This window comes from Mycobacterium neumannii (assembly GCF_048452905.1).
Classification (GTDB): Bacteria; Actinomycetota; Actinomycetes; order Mycobacteriales; family Mycobacteriaceae; genus Mycobacterium; species Mycobacterium neumannii_B.
Genome location: NZ_JBCGVF010000004.1, coordinates 66,413 through 91,620, shown reverse-complemented (window position 1 = coordinate 91,620; position 25,208 = coordinate 66,413). Strand labels below are relative to the sequence as shown.

Here is a 25,208-nt window from a genome sequence, read left to right as displayed (position 1 = left end):
TTCGCTGACCCGCTCTCTCATACACCATCGTCTTAAATAAATATGTCCAGCAATAACATTGTCAGTGATGAGTGTAGTTACCACTCGGGGCTGGCGGCGCACCTTAGTGAATCTCCGGCGGCACGGCGCACAACGAGGAGGTGACCTTTTTTGAATCTAGAGATATCAGTGGCAACTTGATAGTGGCCACGCGTGAAATCAGCCAATGCTCTGACGAGATCAGTGAAGGAGAAGCCGTTATATAGCGTCCAATAGTCGCAATATACGTCTTCTGCAATGTAAACGCCGCTGTCGCGCAACGCGTTTTTGAAGAGGAATTCGAAGGCGTCCACCATGCGGGAGCTCGTTTGACTTCCAGAATCGATGATGACATCGAACGGGCCGTATTCTGCAGCTATTTCTGACAGAAGCGGAGGGTTCTGCTCGCTGCCGATGCGGACGCGAATGCTGCCTGAATCGGTGATTTTCACCAAGCTAGAATCTGTGTCAATCCCGATGATGACCGATTCGGAGTGAAGGAAGTCCTGCCACATCCGTAGCGAATCGCTGTGGAAGCTGCCAATCTCCAACATCCTGATCGGGCTTGTTCGGAATACCGCGTTTTCGAAGATCGGCGAGTAATGCGGCAGTGTGTGGACCCTTGGAATTCGGTCGATTATGTCAGCCATATCACAATGGAGCTCGGTGTCGACGGTCGACCAAGTGGTCACTGAAGCAAGATCTCGCCCCAGCGCTCTTGACATTCTCCGTACGCCCCCATAGCGGTTGCGCCGAGCGATGGGCGAATACTTCAGAATGACTTTCACAATATGCAGCCTGTCATTCGAGTGTCAGATGCCGGGGTCTGGCTCAGCGCAGCGCTGTGATGGAGTCTAGGGCCGGGGCAGCGTCTGTACAGGCGGCCATGTGGGCTTTGTCGCCTCGACACCTCGGCCACGGGAGACCGCTACATCGCAACGCACGCCATAGCTCAATCGCACATCTCATCGCGGTCCTTGGGTGACGAATCTCCCTACTTCCAGCGAACCGCAGTTGTGTCTCTGGTGCTGGGGTATTGAGCGAATGCTTGCGGTGTCCGCTGGAGTATCGCTTCTGATTAACTCGTTCGGAAGTACTGTACGACGGATGGACAACGTGCTCGATCCGCTCGACCAGTTCACTTTTGAGGCCGAGCGCGCTACGGGAGTCGCGTCGATGCCACATATTTTTTGGGTTTACGACCGCCCGGTCGACATCGACAGTCTGCGAACGTTCCAACACCTTTTACGGCAGGGATCGTTATACCGAAGAGTGCAACCGTCGCCATTGCCGTTCGGGCGCCACCGCTGGGTGTTGGCCGAGGACCCCGCGGACATCGAAATCGTCGCCATGCCCCGCCCGCGCGAAGAACTCGACGCCTGGCTCGATGAGCAGGCGACCCGTCCGATCGATCCAGAGCACGGAGCCGGATGGCATCTCGCGGTCCTGCCCTTCAGCGATGGTGGCGCGGCGGTGAGTTTGGTCATCTCGCATTGCCTCACGGACGGTATCGGGTTGTTCACGGCGATTGCGGCCGCGGCCGACGGTCACGATTCTCCGATCAGCTGGCCTGCTGCTGGGTCACGCAGGCGGTGGCAGGCTCTGCGCGAGGACGTTCGTCAAACCACGCGCGACATTCCCTCTTTCGGTCGCGGCGTCGCTGCGGCGGTACGGCTGGCCCGGCGTGCGCGGAACGACGCTGCCGGAGCCGCGGCGTCTACCCGACCGCTGAGGCTCCCCGCTGACGCCAGCGAATCCTTCACACCCTCAGTGGTAACCGCATTTGTCGATGCTGTGGAGTGGGACACGCGCGCCCAGGCGTTGGGAGGGACGAGCAGCGTGCTGCTTACTGGATTGGCAGCCCATCTGGCCCAGCGGATGGGGCGGGTCACCGAAGACGGCTCAGTCCTCATGAAGGTGCTGGTCAATGAGCGCGTCCCCGGCGATACTCGCGCCAATGCGATCAGCAGTCTCTCGGTGACGGTGAACCCCGCCACCGCGACCACGGACCTGCGCGAGATGCGGGCCGCAGTCAAACGAGCGCTGACAAGCCACCCGGAGACCCGCGACGACGAGCGGGCAGTAATGGCCTTCGTTCCTCTGTTGGGCTTGTTGCCGAAGCGATTTGTCAGGCTGTCCGACAATACGGTCGTGTCATCCAGTTTGGGCGCGGTCGAACCGGCCGTTGTCCGGCCGGACGGCGCGGACGCCGACCTTTTCGGTGCGAGAGTATCCTATCCGACCACGACAAAGGCGTCGATGGACAGTGTGGGCGGAGTGCTATACGTGTTGTCGACAACTGCGCTGGGGCGCGTCTCCGTCGCCGTCACCGCCTATCTTCCTGGTTGCACCAATGTGGGGTACAACTCGAATGAAGCCCTGCGACAGAATCTATCGAACGCCTTGAATGAATTCTCGCTGACCGGAACGTATGTCGGAGCGGCGCCAAACAACTTCCAGTCCTAAACCGGTTCCTCGGTACAGGCCATGACGTATGGTCAGTGGTTCGCGCGACAAACCGCACGAGTAGTGAAAGGCTAAGACCCGCCATGAAGTTCGCGCTGGCATGCTACGGAACTCGCGGTGATGTCGAGCCTTGCGCTGCGGTCGGTCGTGAGCTGATGCGCAGAGGTCACGAAGTATGCGCGGCAGTGGCTCCGGACCTCGTTCACTACACCGAGTCCGTTGGGCTTTCGGCGGTTGCTTACGGACCGCACGCGCGGCAATGGCAGGACCTGCATCGCGAGGTGTTGACGCATACGGTGCGCAGATTCTGGCGGCTTCCGGAGCTTGTCAGGTTGGTCCGTAGGGATCGCGAGCTCTTCGACCAGTGCTTGGAGGAGACGCGCACGACGCTGATGTCCCTCGCAGAAGGTGCAGACCTGCTACTCACGGTTGTGATCGGTGAGCAGGTCGCCGTCAACGTCGCTGAGTACTACGACATTCCGCTGGCTACGCTGCACACCTTCCCGATGAGGCCCAATGGCCAACTAGTGCCCCTCCTGCCGGCGCCGCTCGCCCGCTCGGCGATGACGGCGTCCGAGTGGCTGAGTTGGCCTGCAGTGAAGAAGCTCGACGACGCACAGCGCGGCGAGTTGGGATTGCCGAAGGTGTCGGGGCCCGCATCGCGACGGATCGTCAAGCGAGGATCGCTGGAGATCCAGGCCTACGACGAAGTTTGTTTCCCCGGCCTGCCTGCTGAATGGGCGAAATTCGACGGGCAGCGCCCGTTCGTCGGGGCGCTGTGCACCGGGTTGGCGACAGACGCCGACGAGGAGGTCGCCTCGTGGATCGCCGCGGGAACCCCGCCGATCCTGTTCGGCTTCGGCAGCACGCTGGTCAAGTCGCCCACCGATACGATTGCCATGATCAGCGCGGCCTGCGCGGAATTGGGTGAGCGGGCCTTGATCTGCGGCGGTGCCACCGATTTCAGCCAGGTTTCGAGTCCCGAACACGTGAAGGTCGTGGCCGCGGTCAACTACGCGTCCATCTTCCCGGCCTGCCGCGCTGTCGTACACCACGGCGGCGCGGGGACCACGGCCGTGGGGCTCCGCAGTGGGGTCCCCACGCTGGTGCTTTCGACCTGGGGCGATCAAACTATCTGGGGGACTCGAATCAAACGACTCAAAGTGGGCACAGCACGGCGCTTTTCGGCTACGACTCGTGCGTCGCTCGTCTCAGACCTGCGCTCCATCCTCGCGCCGGAATGCGTGGCCCGGGCTCTCGAATTCGCAACGCGGATGAGCAAACCCTCCGAAAGTGTCACCGCCGCTGCCGATCTGATGGAGAACTTCGCCCGCACACGCCGTACTGGCTGATTGGGAGAGGCGATCGGCTAAACTGCGCCCGCCGAACCGGACCGAGGCTGAGAGGCAAGGATCCGCGATGAAAATTGCGCTGGCATCCTATGGGAGCCGTGGCGATGTCGAGCCTTGCGTCGCGATCGGCCGGGAGCTGCAGCGCCGGGGCCACGACGTGCGTATGGCCGCCCCACCTGATCTTGCGGGCTTCGTCAACTCGGCGGGGCTGGCGGCGGTCCCGTACGGACCCGATGTGCAGTCGATCCTGGGAGCGCACCGCGAGTTCTGGACGTTCTTCTTCCGCAACTTTTGGAGAGTCCGGCAGGTGATCCAGATGCGACGCGAAGTCGCGAACCCCGTTCTTCAGCGGTGGGACGAGATCGGCGCCACGCTGGCGACACTCGGAGACTGGGCCGACGTCTTGGTCACGGGACTGAACTTCGAGCAACTCGCAGCCAATGTCGCGGAGCGCTACCGGATTCCGCTGGCCACCGTACATCTCTTCCCGGTCCGCGCCAACAGCCAATTCCTGTCTTTTCTGCCGGCCGCGTTGGGCCGCTTGACGATGCAGGCGTATGAGTGGCTGGGATGGCGTGCGGCGAAGAGACTCGACGACACACAGCGTCGCGAACTCGGTCTACCGAAGGCCACCGGCCCCTTGCCGCAGCGGATCGAAGAACGGGGATGGCTCGAGATCCAGGCCTACGACGGGGCTTGCTTTCCGGGCCTGGCCGCCGAATGGGACCTCGATGGGCGACGGCCTTTTGTCGGCGCGCTGGTGCTGGACTTGCCAGGCGCCGCCGACGACGAGGTGGCGGCGTGGATCTCGTCAGGGACGCCGCCCATATTCTTCGGCTTCGGCAGCCTGCCGGTGAGCTCTCCGGCAGACACGCTGGAGATGATCAGCTCGGTCTGCGCACAATTGGGCGAACGGGCGTTGGTGTGCGCTGCCGGGACCGACTTCACCGACGTCTCCCCGCCTGAGCACGTCAAGGTGGTGGACACGATGAATTACGCGGCCGCCTTCCCGAACTGCCGCGCTCTCGTGCACCACGGTGGAACCGGGACCACGGCGATCGGCCTGCGTGCCGGGGTTCCCACCCTGGTTCTTTCAACGGACATCGACCAGACGGTCTGGGGAGCCCGGGTGAAACGACTGAGGGTCGGCACCACCCGTCGCCTGTCGCGCACTACGCATGAATCGTTGGTTGCAGACCTGCGCACCATCCTCGCGCCCGAGTACGCCGACCGGGCTCATGACTTCGCCATCCGTATGACCCGACCCGCCGGAAGCGTCTCGACCGCCACCGATCTCGTCGAGAGGCTCGCGTGACGTCATCGGACCTAATGACATTGTTGTGATCGCAGGCCCACACTTGTCCGCGCAGCGAACACAGGGAAGGCAAATCTTCCGGAACGGGTCGCAAATTTACCATCGATATCCTGCATCACCGCATATCATGACAGAGCCTGCCAGATTAAAAAGCAAACGAAACGGACGTTCTAGGCAGTCTAAGCGTCAGTTCATCGAAATTGACTTTCGCGAAAGTCGGGACAAGTCCATTGTGGTCTTAGTACCGTTCGCAACGAGTATCGATTAATTGGTGTGGCATGCTGCCGGGCTTCAGCTGGTTCTCAGGACGGCGGCCACCTCTTAGTCGTGGCTAGTGATAAGGAGCAGTGAAGCGTGGGATGGGCCTTCGCCGGAGTAGACCGCACGATGCGTTCGAGCTGTCAGACGACACGCGCCAATCCACGATCGACGAGTCTGCACGAGAGGACGGCACCGGGCCCGCTTGCTGAGTGACCCTGTGCTTTAGGACAACTGGATGGAGTTGGATAACCGGGCTCTGCCGCTGACGCGCGCCCAGCTGCATATATGGCTAGCGGAGCAAACGGGTCGGTTCGGTGCTAAGTGGCAGCTAGGCGCATTTGTCCGTATCGCGGGCCCGATCGACACCGATCTCTTCGAGACGGCGATCGGACAAGCGCTGCGCGAAGCCGAACCACTGCGAGTCTCCATCTTTCAGGCGAACGGCCAAGTCTTCCAGAAGGTCGTTGAATATCCGGATGTCGAAGTCTCGCGTTTCGATCTGAGAAATGTTGAGGATCCCTCGGGGGAAGCCCACAGGATAACGGATTCGATTCAGCGCATGCCGATGCAATTCAGCGGGCCGCTTTTCAAGTTTGCTTTGTTGCAGACGAGGGCCGATGAGTTCTATTTTTTCGTTTGTTGTCATCACATAGTGGTCGACGGAATAGGTCTCGGTCTTTTTTGTCATCGAATTGCAGAGATTTATAATGCGTCAGCTTCCGGTGTGGAGACTGCTCCTGCCTTTTTCGGTTCTTTACGCGACCTGATCGAGTGCGAGTCGGCATACGAAGCGTCCACCGACTTCCAGGATGATCATGCCTACTGGGTGGAGAACCTGCCACCGGATGACGATCTGCGTGAGCGGTTGACGCCTGCCGCTTCGGGTGGCCTCGATTCAGACGAATGTTCCGAGCCGGTTCTGTTGGACCCCCTCGTGGTGACCAAGATTCAGGAAGTGTCTCAGGCGCTGAAAGTCCGTCGCTCGTCTGTGATCACGGCGGCCTGCGCACTACTGGTGCACGAATGTGACGCCGGCGGTTCGGACGTCGTGCTCGACTTCCCTGTGAATCGGCGGGTGCGTCCGGAGATACAACTGGTGCCCGGAATGATTTCCGGGGTAGTCCCGCTATCGTTCAAGACTTTGCCAGAATCTTCCGTTTCTGATTTTTGTCGACATGTTGACGCCAAATTGCGCGGGGCATTGCAACACCAGCGGTACCCGGTGCAAGCTATCGAGAACACGGCACGATTCCGTACTCCGAATCGAGTGGTCGTCAATTTCATTCCGCCCGCGTATGTGGCAGATCTCGCCGGTTCCCCGGCTTCGGCGACCCTGACGAATTCCGGGCTCGTGGACCAATTCGGGCTGCTGTTCACCAGGGTCGACGACCAGCTGTTCCTCAGTACGGCGGGTGCTGGGCCACTTTCTGCGAACGGTGACGTCCACGATCTGGCACATCGACTGGAGCGGGTGCTGGGCGCGATGGCCGCCGACCCGGCGCGGTCGTTGTCGTCGCTGGATGTACTGGATGCCGGTGAGCACGCCCAACTGGATGACTGGGGCAACCGGACGGTCTTGACCGCGGGCCCGACCGCACCGACTTCGATCCCCGAGGCCTTCGCAGCTCAAGTAGCCAGCACACCGGACGCGGTGGCGATCAGCTTCGGTGAGCGTTCGTGGACCTACCGCGAGCTTGAACAGACCGCCGATCGATTGGCTCGCCTGCTGGGGGCGCACGGTGCCGGCCCGGGCGAGTGTGTGGCACTGCTGCACTCCCGGTCTGCCGAGGCGGTCGTGGCGATGTTGGCGGTGTTGAAGACCGGGGCGGCGTACCTGCCGATTGACCCGGCTTTGCCATCGGCGCGAATCGGGTTGATGGTTTCGGATGCCGCACCGATCGCCGCGGTCTCCACTGCCGGGCTGAGCGACCTGTTGGACGGGTCGGGCTTGCGGGTCTTCGACATCGGCGATATTGGGAGCCCCGCTGTCGATACCTGCCCCTGTACCGCACTGTCGGCGCCGGTTGCGGATGATTTCGCCTACCTCATCTACACGTCCGGTACCACCGGGGTGCCCAAGGGCGTAGCCGTCACTCACCGCAACGTGCTTCAGCTGTTCGATTCACTGCACGCGGACGTGGCAGTTGGGCCTGGGACGGTGTGGTCGCAGTGGCATTCCTTGTCGTTCGACGTCTCGGTGTGGGAGATCTTCGGGGCGCTGTTGCACGGTGGGCGGCTGGTGGTCGTGCCCGAAGAGGTGGTCGCCTCGCCCGATGACCTCCACGGGTTGCTGGTTGCCGAAGAGGTCGGAGTCCTGAGCCAAACCCCTTCTGCGGTAGGGATGCTCTCGCCGCAGGGGTTGGAGCCGGCTGCCCTGGTGGTCGCAGGTGAGGCATGTCCGGCCGAGGTGGTGGATCGCTGGGCGTCGCCCGGGCGCGTGCTCATCAACGCTTACGGTCCGACCGAGACGACGGTGTATGCCGCGATGAGTGCACCGTTGAGCGCGGGATCGGGTGCACCGATCGGTTCGCCGGTGCCGGGGGCGGCGCTGTTCGTGCTGGATGGATGGTTGCGGCCGGTGCCTGCGGGTTCGGTCGGCGAGCTGTATGTGGCAGGCCGCGGCGTGGCATGTGGGTACGTGGGGCGCGGCGGTATGACGGCATCGCGGTTCGTGGCTTGTCCGTTTGGGGAAGCGGGCGGCCGGATGTATCGCACCGGCGACTTGGTGTGCTGGGGCGCCGACGGACAGTTGCAGTACCTCGGACGCGCCGACGAGCAGGTCAAGATCCGCGGGTATCGCATCGAGCTGGGCGAGGTGCAGGCGGCACTCGCTGCCGTAGTCGGGGTGGAGCAGGCGGTCGTGCTCGCCCGCGAGGACCGTCCCGGCGACAAGCGCCTGGTGGGCTACGTGACGGGAGCCGTTGACCCAGCCGCAGTGCGGAGCGCGCTATCCGAGCGGCTCCCGGCCTACATGGTGCCGGCGGCGGTGGTCGTGCTCGATGCGCTGCCGTTGACGGTCAACGGCAAACTCGATCGGCGGGCGTTGCCGGCTCCGGAATACCACGGTGTCGATCGATACCGTGCCCCGGCCAATCACATCGAGGAGACGCTGGCCGCCATCTACGCGCGGGTGCTGGGTGTTGAGCGTGTCGGTGTGGATGACTCGTTCTTTGAGTTCGGTGGTGATTCGCTGTTGGCGATGCGGGTGGTCGATGCGATCAACACCAGCCTGAACGCCGATCTCGTGGTGCGCGCGGTGTTCGAGGCGCCGACCGTGGCCGAGTTGGCGGCACGCATCGGTCGGGACACCGGTGGGGTCGAGCCGGTACTGGCCGGCGACGGGCCTGCGGTGGTGCCGTTGTCGTTTGCTCAGAGTCGGTTGTGGTTTATCGATCAGTTTGATGGTCCTTCGCCGGTTTACAACATGGCGGTGGCGTTGCGGTTGCGTGGGCGTCTTGATTTTGGGGCGTTGGGTGCGGCGTTGGGCGATGTGGTGGGTCGTCATGAGAGCTTGCGCACGGTGTTTCCTGCTGTTGATGGGGTTCCTCGGCAGGTGGTGGTGCCCGTTGAGCGGGTGCGGGTGGGGTTTGAGGTTGTTGATGCCTCGGGTTGGCCGGAGCGGCGGTTGGTGCAGGCGGTGGGTGAGGCGGCGGGTCATCCGTTTGATTTGGCCGGTGAGATCCCGTTGCGTGGATGGCTTTTCGCGGTGGCCGGGGATGAGCATGTGTTGGTGGTGGCGGTGCACCATATCGCCGCTGATGGTTGGTCGTTGGGTGTGTTGGCCGCTGATGTGGGGGTGGCTTATGAGGCTCGGTGTGTGGGGCGTGCGCCGGGGTGGGCCCCGTTGGCGGTGCAGTATGTCGATTACACGTTGTGGCAGCGTGAGCAGCTTGGTGAGTTGGCCGATCCCGATAGTGCGGTTGCTGGGCAGCTGAGGTTTTGGGAGCAGGTCCTGGCGGGGATGCCCGAGCGGTTGGCGTTGCCCACGGATCGGCCCTATCCGTTGGTTGCTGATTATCGCGGTGCCAGTGTGGTGGTGGATTGGCCGGCCGGGCTGCAGTTGGGGGTTGCCCGGTTGGCTCGTGAGCACAGTGCGACCAGTTTCATGGTGGTGCAGGCGGCGTTGGCGGTGGTGTTGTCGCGGCTCAGTGCCAGTGCTGATGTGGCGTTTGGGTTTCCGGTGGCTGGTCGTGGTGGTCCGGCGCTTGATGAGTTGGTGGGGTTTTTCGTCAACACGTTGGTGTTGCGGGTGGATTTGGGTGCGGATCTGACGGTGGCCGAGTTGTTGGGTCAGGTTCAGCAGCGCAGTTTGGCCGCTTATGAGCATCAAGATGTGCCCTTTGAGGTGTTGGTGGAGCGGCTCAATCCGGCGCGCAGTCTGGCTCATCATCCGTTGGTGCAGGTGTTGTTGGCTTGGCAGAACTTCGCCGGGGACACCGGGCAGGGCGCCGAGCGCGGGTTGGTGTTGGGTGATGTGCAGGTCGAGTCGTTGCCGGTGGATACCCGTACCGCGCGAATGGATTTGACGTTTACCCTTGCCGAACGGTGGGGCGCTGGCGGTGAGCCGGCCGGGATCGGCGGGTCGGTGGAGTTTCGCACCGATGTGTTCGATGCGGTGAGCATCGAAACGCTGATCGAGCGGTTGCAGCGGGTGTTGGAAGCGATGACCGGTGATCCGCAGCGGCGGGTTTCGTCGATTGATGTGGTCGATGAGGCCGAGTGTGCGCGTCTGGATGGGTGGGCCAACCGGGCGGTGTTGAGCGGGCCGGCGCCGGTGGTGGGGTCGATTCCGGAGTTGTTGGCTGTGCAGGTGGGGCGTGCACCGCAGGCGGTGGCGCTGCGTTGTGAAGACCGCTCGATGACCTATGGCGAGCTTGATGAGGCTGCTAACCGGTTGGCTCATCTGTTGGCCGCTCATGGGGCGGGCCCGGGTCAGTCTGTGGCGCTGCTGTTTTCGCGGTCGGTCGAGGCGATCGTCTCGATTGTGGCGGTACTCAAGACCGGGGCGGCCTATGTGCCGATCGATCCGGCGGTTCCGGCGGCGCGTCTTGAGTTCGTGGTGGCCGATGCCGCGCCGATCGCGGCGATCACCACCGCCGATCTGCGTTCGCGTCTGGATGGGTGCGATCTGGTGGTCATCGATGTGGCTGACCCCGCGGTCACGGCCCAGCCCGCCACGGCATTGCCGGCACCGGCCGCTGAGGACGTGGCTTATCTGATCTACACCTCGGGCACTACCGGGGTGCCCAAAGGGGTTGCCGTCACTCATCACAACGTGACTCGGCTGCTGGATTCGTTGTATCGGCAGTTACCCGTGCCCGGGGTGTGGTCGCAGTGGCATTCCTATGCCTTCGACGTCTCGGTGTGCGAGATCTGGGGGGCCCTGCTGAGCGGGGGACGCCTGGTAGTCGTACCCGACTCGATCGTCGGATCCCCCACCGAGTTCCACGCCCTGCTGGCCACCGAACACATCACCATCCTCAGCCAAACCCCCACGGCTGCAAGCGCGCTGTCGCCCCGAGGGTTGGAGTCGGTGGCATTGGTGGTCGCCGGTGAGCCCTGTCCGCCTGAGCTGGTGGACCGCTGGGGGCCCGGTCGGGTGATGATCAACGCCTATTGCGAGCCCGAAACGTCCTATGCGTCCTGGAGTGCGCCGCTGACCCCGGGTTTGGGTGCACCGATCGGTGCGCCGACGCCGGGTACGGCGCTCTTGGTTCTCGACCGATGGTTGCGACCGGTGCCGGCCGGTGTCGTCGGGGAACTGTACGTGGCCGGCGCTGGGCTTGCGTATGGATATGTGCGTCAGAGTCGTTCGACCGCGGCGCGATTTGTGGCGTGCCCGTTCGGCGGGCCGGGCGAGCGGATGTATCGCACAGGGAATCTGGTGAGCTGGGGTGCAGACGGACAACTGCGGTATGTCGGGAGCGCCGACAACCAGGTCACGATCAACGGAAGCGTCATCGAGCCCGGTGAGGTCCAGACCGCACTGGCCGCCCACCCGCGGGTAGCGCAGACCGCGGTCACCGCCTACTCGACGTCAGCGTCGAATACCGTTGACGGAGTTGGTGATACCCGACTGGCGGGCTATGTCGTGCTGGATCGGGAGATGAACCTGGTCCGGGAACCGCAGCGCGAAGCGCAGCTCGTCGGCCAGTGGCAGGGAGTGTACGAAGGCCTGTATTCGGAGCCGACGTCGGCCTCGAACTCGCCACCGGCGCTGGGGGAGGACTTTGGGGGCTGGAACAGCAGCTTCACCGGGGCACCCATCCCGCTGGAGGAAATGCGGGAGTGGCGGTCCGCCGCTGTGGACCGGATCCGCGGACTGGGTGTTGGGCGAGTCCTGGAAATCGGCGTGGGTTCGGGGCTGCTGCTTGCGCAACTGGCTCCGGAATGCGTCGAGTACTGGGGCACTGACTTTTCCGCGTCGACGATCGAGGCACTGCATGCGGCGGTGGCGGGACAGTCGTGGCACGACCGCGTGCGGTTGCGGGTTCAGCCGGCCAATGTCACCGACGGGTTGCCGCAGGGTCATTTCGACGTCGTCGTGCTCAACTCGGTAGTCCAGTACTTTCCGAGCGCAGGGTATCTGCTCGACGTACTGGCAGCGGCGATGCGGTTGCTGGCACCGGGTGGGGCTGTGTTCATCGGCGACGTGCGCAATCTGTCATTGCATTCGGCGTTCACCACCGCGGTGGCGTGCGCAGGCTCCAGCGGTGGACAGGACACGGCCGCGGTTGTTCGCGAGCGGGTGCGCGAACAGATGCTCGCCGAGCGGGAACTGCTGCTGGCGCCGGAGTTCTTCGCGGCACTGCCGCAGCACCTTTCCGAGATCGCCGCGGTGGACGTGCAACTCAAGCGGATGCGGGCGACCAATGAGCTCAGCGATTACCGCTACGAGGTCGTGCTGCGTAAGGCGCCGGTGCAGGTGCGCTCCCTCGCGGACATACCGACGCATCCGTGGCAGAGGTTCGGAAGCCTGGCTCGGCTGGGTGAGTATCTGCGGTCCCAGCAGCTGCCGGGCTTGCGCGTCACCGGTGCGCCACACGGCGGGATATGGTCTGATGTGGCGCTCGCCCTGGCGGTGGCCGAAGCCGGCGATCGGCTATCTGTCGGGGAATTGCGCGCCCGCCCAACGGCACCCGACGCGGTGCTGCCGCACCGGTGTCATCTGCTGGGCCACGAACTCGGATATGCCACAGCGGTGACCTGGTCGCCCGTCGCCGGGCTGGTTGACCTCATCTTTACACGCACCGACGAGGTGGCCGACCACCAGTTGGTGCCGTCGGATCTCTACGTACCGGCCGCCCCCGTGGTTTCTTTGGCGCCATACGTCAATGACCCGTCCGCCGCCGAACGCGTCGCCGAACTCCGCAGTTTCCTGGCCGGCCGGTTGCCGCAGTTCAAAGTGCCGGCCGCGATCACGGTGGTGGATGCGCTGCCGTTGACGGTCAACGGCAAACTCGACCAGCGCGCATTGCCCGACCCGGCATCCATCGGAGAAGTGCCTTATCGCGCCCCGCGTGATGATTGCGAACGGGTGCTGGCCGACCTGTTCGGTGAAGTTCTCGAGGTCACGTTGGTCGGCATCGACGACTCGTTCTTCGGCCTGGGTGGGCGCTCGCTGTCGGCGACTCGTCTGGTCGCGCGAATCCGCGCTGAACTGGGTGTGCAGGTGCCCATCCGCGCGTTGTTCGAGGCGCCGACCGTCGTTGGGTTGGCTGCGTGGATCAAGCAGCACGCCCAGGACCGGAACGCCGCGACGCTGACGGTGCGACAGCGGCCTGCGGTGGTGCCGTTGTCGTTTGCTCAGAGTCGGTTGTGGTTTATCGATCAGTTTGATGGTCCTTCGCCGGTTTACAACATGGCGGTGGCGTTGCGGTTGCGTGGGCGTCTTGATGTTGGGGCGTTGGGTGCGGCGTTGGGCGATGTGGTGGGTCGTCATGAGAGCTTGCGCACGGTGTTTCCTGCTGTTGATGGGGTTCCTCGGCAGGTGGTGGTGCCCGTTGAGCGGGTGCGGGTGGGGTTTGAGGTTGTTGATGCCTCGGGTTGGCCGGAGCGGCGGTTGGTGCAGGCGGTGGGTGAGGCGGCGGGTCATCCGTTTGATTTGGCCGGTGAGATCCCGTTGCGTGGATGGCTTTTCGCGGTGGCCGGGGATGAGCATGTGTTGGTGGTGGCGGTGCACCATATCGCCGCTGATGGTTGGTCGTTGGGTGTGTTGGCCGCTGATGTGGGGGTGGCTTATGAGGCTCGGTGTGTGGGGCGTGCGCCGGGGTGGGCCCCGTTGGCGGTGCAGTATGTCGATTACACGTTGTGGCAGCGTGAGCAGCTTGGTGAGTTGGCCGATCCCGATAGTGCGGTTGCTGGGCAGCTGAGGTTTTGGGAGCAGGTCCTGGCGGGGATGCCCGAGCGGTTGGCGTTGCCCACGGATCGGCCCTATCCGTTGGTTGCTGATTATCGCGGTGCCAGTGTGGTGGTGGATTGGCCGGCCGGGCTGCAGTTGGGGGTTGCCCGGTTGGCTCGTGAGCACAGTGCGACCAGTTTCATGGTGGTGCAGGCGGCGTTGGCGGTGGTGTTGTCGCGGCTCAGTGCCAGTGCTGATGTGGCGTTTGGGTTTCCGGTGGCTGGTCGTGGTGGTCCGGCGCTTGATGAGTTGGTGGGGTTTTTCGTCAACACGTTGGTGTTGCGGGTGGATTTGGGTGCGGATCTGACGGTGGCCGAGTTGTTGGGTCAGGTTCAGCAGCGCAGTTTGGCCGCTTATGAGCATCAAGATGTGCCCTTTGAGGTGTTGGTGGAGCGGCTCAATCCGGCGCGCAGTCTGGCTCATCATCCGTTGGTGCAGGTGTTGTTGGCTTGGCAGAACTTCGCCGGGGACACCGGGCAGGGCGCCGAGCGCGGGTTGGTGTTGGGTGATGTGCAGGTCGAGTCGTTGCCGGTGGATACCCGTACCGCGCGAATGGATTTGACGTTTACCCTTGCCGAACGGTGGGGCGCTGGCGGTGAGCCGGCCGGGATCGGCGGGTCGGTGGAGTTTCGCACCGATGTGTTCGATGCGGTGAGCATCGAAACGCTGATCGAGCGGTTGCAGCGGGTGTTGGAAGCGATGACCGGTGATCCGCAGCGGCGGGTTTCGTCGATTGATGTGGTCGATGAGGCCGAGTGTGCGCGTCTGGATGGGTGGGCCAACCGGGCGGTGTTGAGCGGGCCGGCGCCGGTGGTGGGGTCGATTCCGGAGTTGTTGGCTGTGCAGGTGGGGCGTGCACCGCAGGCGGTGGCGCTGCGTTGTGAAGACCGCTCGATGACCTATGGCGAGCTTGATGAGGCTGCTAACCGGTTGGCTCATCTGTTGGCCGCTCATGGGGCGGGCCCGGGTCAGTCTGTGGCGCTGCTGTTTTCGCGGTCGGTCGAGGCGATCGTCTCGATTGTGGCGGTACTCAAGACCGGGGCGGCCTATGTGCCGATCGATCCGGCGGTTCCGGCGGCGCGTCTTGAGTTCGTGGTGGCCGATGCCGCGCCGATCGCAGCGATCACCACCGCCGATCTGCGTTCGCGTCTGGATGGGTGCGATCTGGTGGTCATCGATGTGGCTGACCCCGCGGTCACGGCCCAGCCCGCCGCGGCATTGCCGGCACCGGCCGCTGAGGACGTGGCTTATCTGATCTACACCTCGGGCACTACCGGGGTACCCAAAGGGGTTGCCGTCACTCACCACAACGTGACCCGGCTGCTGGATTCGTTGTATCGGCAGTTACCCGTGCCCGGGGTGTGGTCGCAGTGGCATTCCTATGCCTTCGACGTCTCGGTGTGCGAGATCTGGGGGGCCCTGCTGAGCGGGGGACGCCTGGTAGTCGTACCCGACTCGATCGTCGGATCCCCCACAGAGTTCCACGCCCTGCTGGCCACCGAACACATCACCATCCTCAGCCAAACCCCCACGGCCTTCTATGCGCTGCAGACAGCCGATGCGATGGCCCCTGAGCTGGGGCGGCAGCTCGAACTCGAGGCCGTGGTGTTTGCCGGGGAAGCGCTGGAACCCCAGCGGCTCAGGACGTGGCTTGATCACCACCCCGAATCGCCGCGCCTGATCAACATGTACGGCACCACCGAGACGACGGTGCATGCCTCGTTCCGGGAACTCCTCGACAGCGACATCCGAAGCGACCCCGACGGCGATGCCAGCCCGATCGGCGTGCCGTTGCCGCATCTTGGCTTTTTCGTGCTGGACAGGTGGCTGCGCCCCGTGCCGGCCGGTGTCGTCGGGGAACTCTATGTCGCAGGCACCGGACAGGGATACGGGTACGTGGGTCGATCCGGCCTGACCGGGACGCGCTTCGTGGCGTGTCCGTTCGCAGGACCGGGCGAGCGGATGTATCGCACCGGCGATTTGGTGCGCTGGGGCGCCGACGGACAACTGCGGTATCTGGGGCGCGCCGACAACCAGGTCAAAATACGGGGATACCGAATCGAACTCGGTGAGGTCCAGACCGCGTTGGCGGCGCTGGATGGCGTCGACCAAGTGGTGGTGACCGCGCGCGAGGACCGCCCTGGCGACAAGCGCCTCGTGGCATACATCACCGGCACCGCCGAACCGGCGGGACTGCGCGCCGCGCTGGCAGAGCAGCTCCCGCCGTACATGGTGCCGGCGGCGGTCGTGACGATGGACGCGCTGCCGCTGACGGTCAACGGCAAGCTCGACACGCGAGCCCTGCCCGAACCCGACTACCCCGACACTGATCAGCAGCGCACCCCCGGGAGTGCGGTCGAGGAGATTCTGGCCGGCATCTTCGCCCACGTGCTCGGCGTCGCCCGGGTCGGTGTCGACGACTCCTTCTTCGAGCTCGGCGGCGATTCGCTGTCCGCGATGCGTCTCGTCGCCGCGATCAACAGGTCGCTGGATTCAAGCGTTACGGTGCGTACCGTCTTCGATGCGCCCACGGTTGCCCAGCTGGCGCTCCGGATCGGCGACGAGGCGTCCGGCCTTGACCCGCTGGTCGCGGTCGAGCGGCCTTTGGAGGTCCCGCTCTCGTTCGCCCAGGCGAGGTTGTGGTTCATCGACCAGTTGCAGGGCGCCTCACCGGTTTACAACATGACAGCGGCGTTGCGACTCGACGGACACCTGGAGATCGATTCGCTGGGTGCGGCGTTCACCGATGTGGTGGATCGTCATGAGAGCCTCCGCACGCTGTTCACCGATGTGGACGGGCGCCCCCGGCAGGTAGTTGTGCCGGTGGAGCGGGTGGATGTCGACTACCGGGTGATCGATGCCACGGGTTGGTCGACCGCCCGTCTCGACGAGGCCGTCAGCGCGACGGCACGGGCCACGTTCGACTTGGCGACTGAGATTCCTCTGCGGGCAACACTTTTCCGTCTCGCCGATGACGAGCATGTGCTGGTGGCGGTGGTGCACCATATCGCCGCGGATGGTTGGTCGATCGCCCCGTTCGTGCGTGACCTGGGGGTGGCCTATGCCAGCCGGTGCGTGGGGGAGGCGCCGGGTTGGGCGCCGCTGCCGGTGCAGTATGTCGATTTCACGTTGTGGCAGCGCGCGCAGTTGGGTGACCTCGCCGATCGTGACAGCCGCATCGCCGCACAGGTGAACTATTGGGAGTCGGAGCTGGCAGATATGCCTGAGCGACTGGCGCTTCCCACAGATCGGCCGTATCCGTTGGTGGCTGATCAGCGCGGCGCCACGGTGGTGGTGGACTGGCCTGCCGACTTGCAGCAACGGGTGCAGGCAGTGGCCCGCGAGCACGGTGCGACCAGTTTCATGCTGCTGCAAGCGGCGTTGGCGGTGCTGATGGCTAGACTCAGCGCGAGTTCCGATGTGCCCATTGGCTTTCCGATCGCAGGGCGCCGTGACCCCGCCCTGGACGACTTGGTCGGGTTCTTCGTCAACACCTTGGTGTTGCGCGTCGATCTGGCCGGTGATGCCACCGTCGCCGACGTGCTGGCTCAGGTCCGCCAGCGCAGCCTGGCTGCCTACGAGCACCAAGACGTGCCGTTCGAGGTGCTCGTAGAGCGACTCAACCCGACGCGAAGCCTGACCCACCATCCACTGGTACAGGTGATGCTGGCCTGGCAGAACAATGCCTCTCCCACACTGGATCTGGGTGACTTGAAGGTCACGCCGCTGGGGGTGGACACCCAGACTGCGCGCATGGATCTGTCGTTCTCGCTGGCCGAACGATTCGAGGCCGGTGAGCCCGCCGGGATCGACGGCAGCGTGGAATTCCGCACTGACGTGTTCGACGCGGCGAGCGTCGAGACATTGGTCGAGCGGTTCCGTCGGGTGGTCGAGGCGATGACTGCCGATCCTGGGGCGAGATTGTCGTCGATCGATGTGGTCGACGAGCACGAGCACGCCCGCCTGGACGGGTGGAGCAACCGAGCGGCACTGACCGGGCCCCCCGAGAGCGAGATGTCGGTGCCGGGGGTGTTCGCCGAACAGGTGAGGCGAGCGCCGGAGGCGGTAGCGATCACCAGTGGAGCGCAATCGTGGACCTACCGCGAACTCGACCGCGCCGCCAATCGGTTGGCGCACTCGATGATCGGCCACGGAATCGGTCCGGGTGAGTGTGTGGCGCTGCTGTTGGAGCGGTCGGCCGAGGCGATCGTCGCCATGCTGGCGGTACTCAAGACGGGGGCGGCGTATCTGCCGATCGACGCGGCGGTGCCCGATGCGCGAATGAAATTCTTGCTCTCCGATGCCGCGCCGATCGCCGCGATCACGACCGCGGTGTTGGCCGAGCGGTTGGACGGGGCCGGCGTGTTGGTGATCGATGTCGACGACCCGCGTATCGACCGCCAACCCAGCACCGCATTACCGGATTCGTCCCCCGATGACATCGCTTACCTCATCTACACCTCGGGGACCACCGGTGTGCCGAAGGGCGTTGCGATCACTCACCGAAACGTGACCCAGCTGCTGGAGTCACTGGATGCCGGGCTGCCGTCCGCGGGTGTCTGGCCGCTGTGTCACTCGCTGGCCTTCGACGTGTCGGTGTGGGAGATCTTCGGAGCGCTCTTGCGCGGTGGGCGAGTGGTGGTGGTGCCCGAAGATGTGGTGGGTTCGCCGGAGGACTTCCACGCGCTGCTGATCGATGAAGGTGTCGATGTATTGACCCAGACCCCTTCTGCGGTAAGGGCTTTGCCGCACGAGGGGTTGGAGTCGGCGGCGGTTGTCGTGGTCGGTGAAGCCTGCCCCTCCGAGGTGGTGGATCAATGGGCGCCGGGTCGGCTGATGATCAATGCCTATGGTCCGACCGAGACCACGATGTGCGTGGCGATCAGTGCGCCGCTGAGCCGCGGGTCGGGCGTGCCGATCGGTGCGCCGGTGGCCGGGGCGGCGTTGTTCGTGCTCGACGAGTGGCTGCATCCGGTGCCGGCCGGCGTGGTCGGCGAGTTGTATGTGGCCGGTGCCGGTGTTGGCGTCGGGTATGTGGGCAGGGCCGGCTTGACCGGGTCGAGGTTCGTGCCGTGTCCGTTCGGAGGGCCCGGCACACGCATGTACCGCACCGGGGATCTGGTGTGTTGGCGCCCTGACGGGCAGCTGGATTATCTGGGTCGCGCCGACGAGCAGGTCAAGATCCGCGGCTATCGCATCGAGCTCGGTGAGATCCAGGCCGCCCTGGCCGCCCTCGACGGGGTGGGCCAGACGGCGGTGATCGCCCGCGAGGACCGTCCCGGCGACAAACGGTTGGTCGGTTACATCACCGGGTCCGCCGATCCGGCCGTCCTTCGTGCCGAGTTGGCCGACCGGTTGCCGGGCTACCTGGTGCCGACGGCGGTGGTGACGCTCGACGCGCTGCCGCTGACCCCCAACGGCAAACTCGACATTCGCGCGCTGCCCGCTCCCGACTACGGGGAAGGCGATCGGTACCGGGCCCCGTCTGACGCCGTCGAGGAAATCCTGGCCGGCATTTACGCTCAGGTCCTCGGGCTCGAGCGGGTCGGAGTCGACGACTCGTTCTTCGATCTGGGCGGGGACAGCATCTTGTCGATGCAGGTCGTATCCCGCGCCCGCGCCGCCGGGCTGGCGTGTCGCCCGCGCGATGTCTTCGTCGAGCAGACAGTGGCCAGGTTGGCCCGGGTTGCCGGGGTGACGCGCGGAGCGCAGGGCCCTGTCGATGAGGGCCTCGGGTCCGTCGTCGCGACGCCGATCATGCGGTGGTTGGCGAGCGTGGCCGGCCCCGTCGGCGAGTTCAACCAGACCATGGTGGTCCAGGCCCCGGCCGGGGTGACCGAGGCCGACGTGGCGGCGATGTTGCAGGTTCTGCTGGATCGCCATGCCATGCTGCGGCTGCGGGTTGGCGCCGCGGACAACAGCGGCGAATCCATCGGGGAGGGCACCGCGGGCTGGTCGCTCCACGTGCCCGAGCCGGGATCCGTCGACGCCCGCGCTTGCCTGCAATCGGTCGACGTGCTGTCCGACGAGGCGTTGGTGCAGGCGCGGTCGCGATTGAACCCGGCCGCCGGGGCGATGCTGAGCGCGCTGTGGGTGACGTCCGCGAATCAGCTCGTGGTGACCATTCACCACCTTGCCGTCGACGGGGTGTCGTGGCGCATCCTGCTCGATGACCTCAACATCGCCTGGGCCCAGCATCGCGCGGGGCAGCAGGCGGTGTTGCCGGTCACGGGGACATCGTTCCAGCGATGGGCCGAGGTGCTGGTCGAACACGCGCGCCGCCCGGAAGTACGCGCCCATGAAAAGGTGTGGCGACAGGTGGCTGCCACCCCTGCCGTATTGCCTGCAGTGCAGCCGGCGACGGACACATTCGCCACGGCCGGGCGCCTCTCGGAGTTGTTGGATGTCGAGACGACCCGAATGCTGTTCGACCAAGTGCCTGCGGCGTTTCACACTGGGACGCAGGACATTCTGTTGATCGCGCTCGGTTTGGCAGCGGCTGAGTCGTTCGGTGCCGGCAGCGCGCCGATCGGCATCGATGTGGAGAGCCACGGCCGCGCCGAGGAAATCGCTGCTGACGTCGACCTGTCCCGCGCGGTGGGCTGGTTCACCGCCAAGTACCCGGTTTCCTTGGATTTCGGGGGCCGCGCCGGCGGATTGTCTTGGGCTCAGGTTACTTCCGGTGATGCGGCCCTCGGTGCGGTCATCAAGGACGCCAAGGAGCAACTCCGTGCCCTGCCCGACGGGCTGACCTACGGTCTGCTGCGCTACCTGAACCCGGGGGTGGAACTGCAGGCTGCCGACCCACCGATCGGCTTCAACTATCTGGGGCGCATGGGGGTCCCGGGAGTCGACGGCTCAGGCGACGCGTGGCGGAGTTGCCCGGAGAGTCTGTCGTTGACCGGCGCCAGCGCGGCGGTGCCCATGCCGCTGGCGCACACCGTGGAGTTGAACGCCGTCGCGGAAGATACGGACAGCGGGCCGCGCCTGCGTGCCGACTGGACGTGGGCGCTCTCGGCGCTCGATCACGGGCGGGTCAGTCGGCTGAACCGTTTGTGGGTCGAGGCGCTGGCCGGCATCTGCGCACACGTGCGCAATGGCGGGGGCGGATTGACCCCGTCGGATATCGCGCCTGCCCGGTTGAGCCAGCAGCAGATCGACGAGTTGCAACGCCGGCTCCCGGTCGCCGACGTCCTGCCGCTCAGTCCGGTGCAGCAGGGGCTGCTGTTCCACGCGAACACCGCCCTGCTCAGCGAGGACCTGTACACGGGGCAGCTGGATATCACCCTTACCGGTTCGCTCGACCGTGACCGGCTGCGCGATGCGGTGCAGGCGGTGATCGTCCGGCATCCGAATCTGGTGGCTCGGTTCTACCGAGAGTTCGACGATCCGGTACAGGTCGTCCCCGCTGCTCCCGAAATCGAGTGGCGCTACGTGGATCTCGCCGGCGGGACCGCCGATGAGGAGATCGACCGGCTTTGTGCCGACGAACGCGCCGCCGTGTGCGACCTGGCCGGCGCGCCGCCGTTTCGGGTGGCGCTGGTCTGCACTGATTCGGACCAGCACCGGTTGATACTGACCAATCACCACATCGTGCTCGATGGCTGGTCGCTTCCGATCCTGCTGCAGGAGATCTTCGCCGGTTATCACGGGATGCGCCTACCGACGCCTGCGCCGTATCGCAGCTTCATTACCTGGCTGGCCGATCGCGACCTCGAGACCGCTTACGCGGCCTGGCGGGGCATGTTCGCCGGGTTCGACACCCCCACCTTGGTCAGTCCCAAGGGCCGGTCGGGGATCGGGCGAAGAGGCACCGCATCGTTCTCGGTGTCTGCCCAGACCACCCACGCGCTCGGCGAGTTGGCGCGCTCGCATCACACCACCGTGAACATCGCACTTCAGGCCGCGTTCGCGCGGCTGTTGTGTGGCCTGACCGGTCAGCACGACGTCGCGTTCGGCACCGTCGTCTCGGGCAGGCCGGCCGACGTCGCCGACGCGGAGTCGATGGTGGGCCTGCTGATCAACACGGTGCCGGTGCGGGCGTCGTTCACGGCGGCCACCACCACCGCAGACCTGCTGGTTCAACTGCGTCGCGCCCACAATGACACGCTCGAACACCAGCACTTGGCGCTCAGCGAGATTCATCGCATCACCGGTCAGGACAAGCTGTTCGACACGCTCTTCGTGTACGAGAACTACCCGGTCGACACTGCCACCGCGTTGGGCGACCACCAGTTGGCTGTCACCGATGTCTCCTTCCGGGAGTCGACCCACTACCCGTTGGCGGTGCAAGCCGTGCCGGGACAGGAGCTCGGTCTCCGTATCGAATACGACACCGATGTGTTCGATGCGGCTGCCATCGCAGCGCTCGGAGCCCGGCTGGAGACGGTGTTGGCGGCGATGACCGCCGACCCGGGACGGCGGCTCTCGCAGGTGGACGTGCTCGACGAGGCCGAGCTCGGTCGCCTGGACGAGTGGGGTAATCGGGCGGTGCTGTCTCAGCCGGTGTCCGGTACGTCGGTTCCGGCGTTGTTCGCCGCACAGACGGCCCGCACCCCGGAGGCGGTTGCACTGGTGTGGGAAGAGCACTCGTGGACTTATCGCCAGGTTGACGAGGCGGCTAACCGGTTGGCGCACTTGCTGATCCGCCGCGGCGCGGGCCCGGGTGAGCGGGTGGCGGTGCTGTTCAACCGTTCGGCGGAGGCGATCGTCGCGATTCTGGCGGTGATGAAGGCGGGGGCGGCGTACCTGCCGATCGACCCGGCGGTGCCGAGAGCGCGGATCGAGTTCATGGTCGGTGATGCTGCGCCGGTCGTGGCGGTGACCACCGCGGACCTGGTGGCGCGCTTGGACGGGTTCGACTTGGCCGTTGTCGATGTCGATGATGCCGAGGTCGGCGCCCAGCCGGTCACGGCGCCGCCCGGACCGGCCCCCGACGACCTTGCCCACATCATCTATACGTCGGGCACCACCGGGACTCCCAAGGGTGTGGCGGTCACTCAACGCAATGTGACCCAGTTGTTCGACTCGCTGCGGATCGGTGTGGCGCTCTCGGCCGATCAGGTGTGGACGCAGTTCCATTCGTATGCCTTCGATTTCTCGGTGTGGGAGATCTGGGGTGCGCTGCTGCACGGCGGGCGGTTGGTGGTGGTACCCGAGTTGGTGGCGCGTTCACCGCACGAGTTCCACCGGTTGCTGGTGCGCGAACGGGTCACTGTGTTGACGCAGACTCCGTCGGCGGCGGGGACGCTGCCGGTCGAGGGATTGGACGCGGCGGCCTTGGTGATCGGCGCGGAACCCTGTCCGCCCGAGTTGGTGGACCGGTGGGCGCCCGGGCGGGTGATGGTCAACGTCTACGGGCCCACTGAGACCACGATGTGGTTGTGCGCGAGCGTCCCACTGGCCGAGGGGTCCGGCCCACCGCCCATCGGCTCGCCCACGGCGTGGGCGTCGTTCTTCGTGCTCGATGGTTGGTTGCGTCCGGTACCTGTGGGTGTGGTCGGTGAGTTGTACCTGGCTGGCCGCGGGGTGGGTGTCGGGTACTGGCGTCGTCCGGGGTTGAGTGCGTCGCGGTTTGTGGCGTGTCCGTTTGGGGTGGTTGGGCAGCGGATGTATCGCACTGGGGATTTGGTGCGTTGGCGTGCTGATGGGCAGCTTGATTATTTGGGTCGTGCTGATGAGCAGGTCAAGATTCGGGGGTATCGCATCGAGCTGGGTGAGATCCGGTCGGCGTTGACGGCGTTGGACGGTGTCGAGCAGGCGGCGGTGATCGCGCGTGAGGATCAGCCTGGTGTGAAGCGGTTGGTGGGTTATGTCACCGGCAGTGTTGATCCGGTCAAGGTGCGTGTGGCGCTGGGTGATCGGTTGCCTGGGTATATGGTTCCCGCGGCGGTGGTGGCGTTGGATGCGTTGCCGGTGACGGTCAACGGCAAGCTTGATGCGCGTGCGTTGCCGGTGCCCGATTACGGCGATGGTGATCGGTACCGGGCTCCTTCTGATGCGGTCGAGGAGATCTTGGCCGGTATCTATGCCCAGGTCCTTGGACTCCAACGTGTCGGTGTTGATGACTCCTTCTTCGACCTGGGCGGGGATTCGATATCGGCGATGCGGTTGGTCGCGGCGATCAATGCCGGGTTGGGTGTTGATCTTGGGGTGCGTGCGGTGTTCGAGGCGCCCACGGTTGCTCAGTTGGCGTCGTGTGTGGGTGAGGGTGGGGGTCGGCTGGAGCCGTTGGTGGCTGTGGAGCGGCCGGCGGTGGTTCCGTTGTCGTTTGCGCAGAACCGGTTGTGGTTCATCGATCAATTGCAGGGTCCCTCACCGGTTTACAACATGCCGGTGGCGCTTCGGATCAGTGGTGGGCTGGATGTCGAGGCGTTGGGTGCGGCGTTGGGTGATGTGGTCGGCCGTCATGAGAGTCTGCGCACCTTGTTCTCGGTGGTTGAGGGGGTGCCGCGGCAGGTGGTGGTGGCCCTCGACGGGGTTGATTTCGGCTGGGATGTCGTTGATGGCGTCGGTTGGTCGGCGGGGCAGTTGGGGGAGGCTGTTGGTGCCGCGGCGCGGTACGTGTTCGATTTGACTTCTGAGATTCCTTTGCGGGCAAGGCTTTTCCGTCTTGCCGAGGATGAGTATGTGTTGGTGGTGGTGGTGCACCATATCGCCGCGGATGGTTGGTCGATCGCCCCGTTCGTGCGTGACCTGGGGGTGGCTTATGCCAGCCGGTGCGTGGGGCAGGCGCCGGGTTGGGCGCCGTTGCCGGTGCAGTATGTCGATTTCACGTTGTGGCAGCGCGCGCAGTTGGGTGATCTCGACGACGGTCAGAGTCGTATCGCTGCGCAGTTGGCCTATTGGCAGGATGTGTTGGCCGGGATGCCCGAGCGTGTGCAGCTTCCCACTGATCGGCCTTATCCGTTGGTGGCTGATCAGCGTGGCGCCTCGGTGGCGGTGGATTGGCCTGCGCAGTTGCAGCAGCAGGTGGTGCGGGTGGCGCGCGAGCACAATGCGACCAGTTTCATGGTGCTGCAGGCCGCTTTGGGGGTGTTGCTGTCGCAGTTGAGCGCCAGTTCTGATGTGGCGGTGGGTTTCCCGATCGCCGGGCGCCGTGATGCCGCGCTCGATGAGTTGGTCGGGTTTTTCGTCAACACGTTGGTGTTGCGGCTTGATTTGGCCGGTGATCCCACTGTGGCCGAGGTGCTGGCTCAGGTGCGTGCCCGCAGCCTGGCCGCCTATGAGCATCAGGATGTGCCCTTTGAGGTGCTTGTCGAGCGGCTCAACCCGGCCCGCAGTCTGGCTCATCATCCGTTGGTTCAGGTGGCGTTGGCGTGGCAGAACTTCGCTGGCGATCCCGGGGCGGGGTTGGCGTTGGGTGATGTGGAGGTCAGCCAGGTGGCGGTGGATA

4 protein-coding genes and 1 pseudogene (1 of these 5 cut by a window edge) are annotated in these 25,208 nt (G+C 64.8%); 4 read left to right on the top strand and 1 reads right to left on the bottom strand.

Annotated elements, in window-relative coordinates; all coding sequences use genetic code 11:
- Positions 1-77: 77 nt before the first annotated feature.
- Positions 78-806 carry a hypothetical protein gene (locus AAHH99_RS16610; RefSeq protein WP_418769710.1) on the bottom strand — a complete coding sequence of 243 codons (729 nt, stop codon included), beginning with the start codon at positions 804-806 and terminating at the stop codon, positions 78-80.
- 319 nt (positions 807-1,125) lie between these two features.
- Between AAHH99_RS16610 and AAHH99_RS16605 the strand changes: the two genes are divergently transcribed.
- The 4 genes and pseudogenes from AAHH99_RS16605 to AAHH99_RS16590 all read left to right on the top strand — a co-directional run.
- Complete coding sequence (locus AAHH99_RS16605; protein ID WP_418769709.1) at positions 1,126-2,484, top strand: wax ester/triacylglycerol synthase domain-containing protein; 1,359 nt, start codon at positions 1,126-1,128, stop codon at positions 2,482-2,484.
- A gap of 83 nt (positions 2,485-2,567) precedes the next feature.
- Positions 2,568-3,836, top strand: coding sequence for a glycosyltransferase (locus AAHH99_RS16600; protein ID WP_418769708.1), 1,269 nt, complete (start codon positions 2,568-2,570; stop codon positions 3,834-3,836).
- Between the two features lie 67 nt (positions 3,837-3,903).
- Positions 3,904-5,151, top strand: a complete 1,248-nt coding sequence (locus tag AAHH99_RS16595) for a glycosyltransferase (protein WP_418769707.1) — start codon at positions 3,904-3,906, stop codon at positions 5,149-5,151.
- A gap of 496 nt (positions 5,152-5,647) precedes the next feature.
- Positions 5,648-25,208, top strand: a pseudogene (locus AAHH99_RS16590) (non-ribosomal peptide synthase/polyketide synthase) (its annotated part continues 12,743 nt past the right edge of the window); the annotation flags it as partial.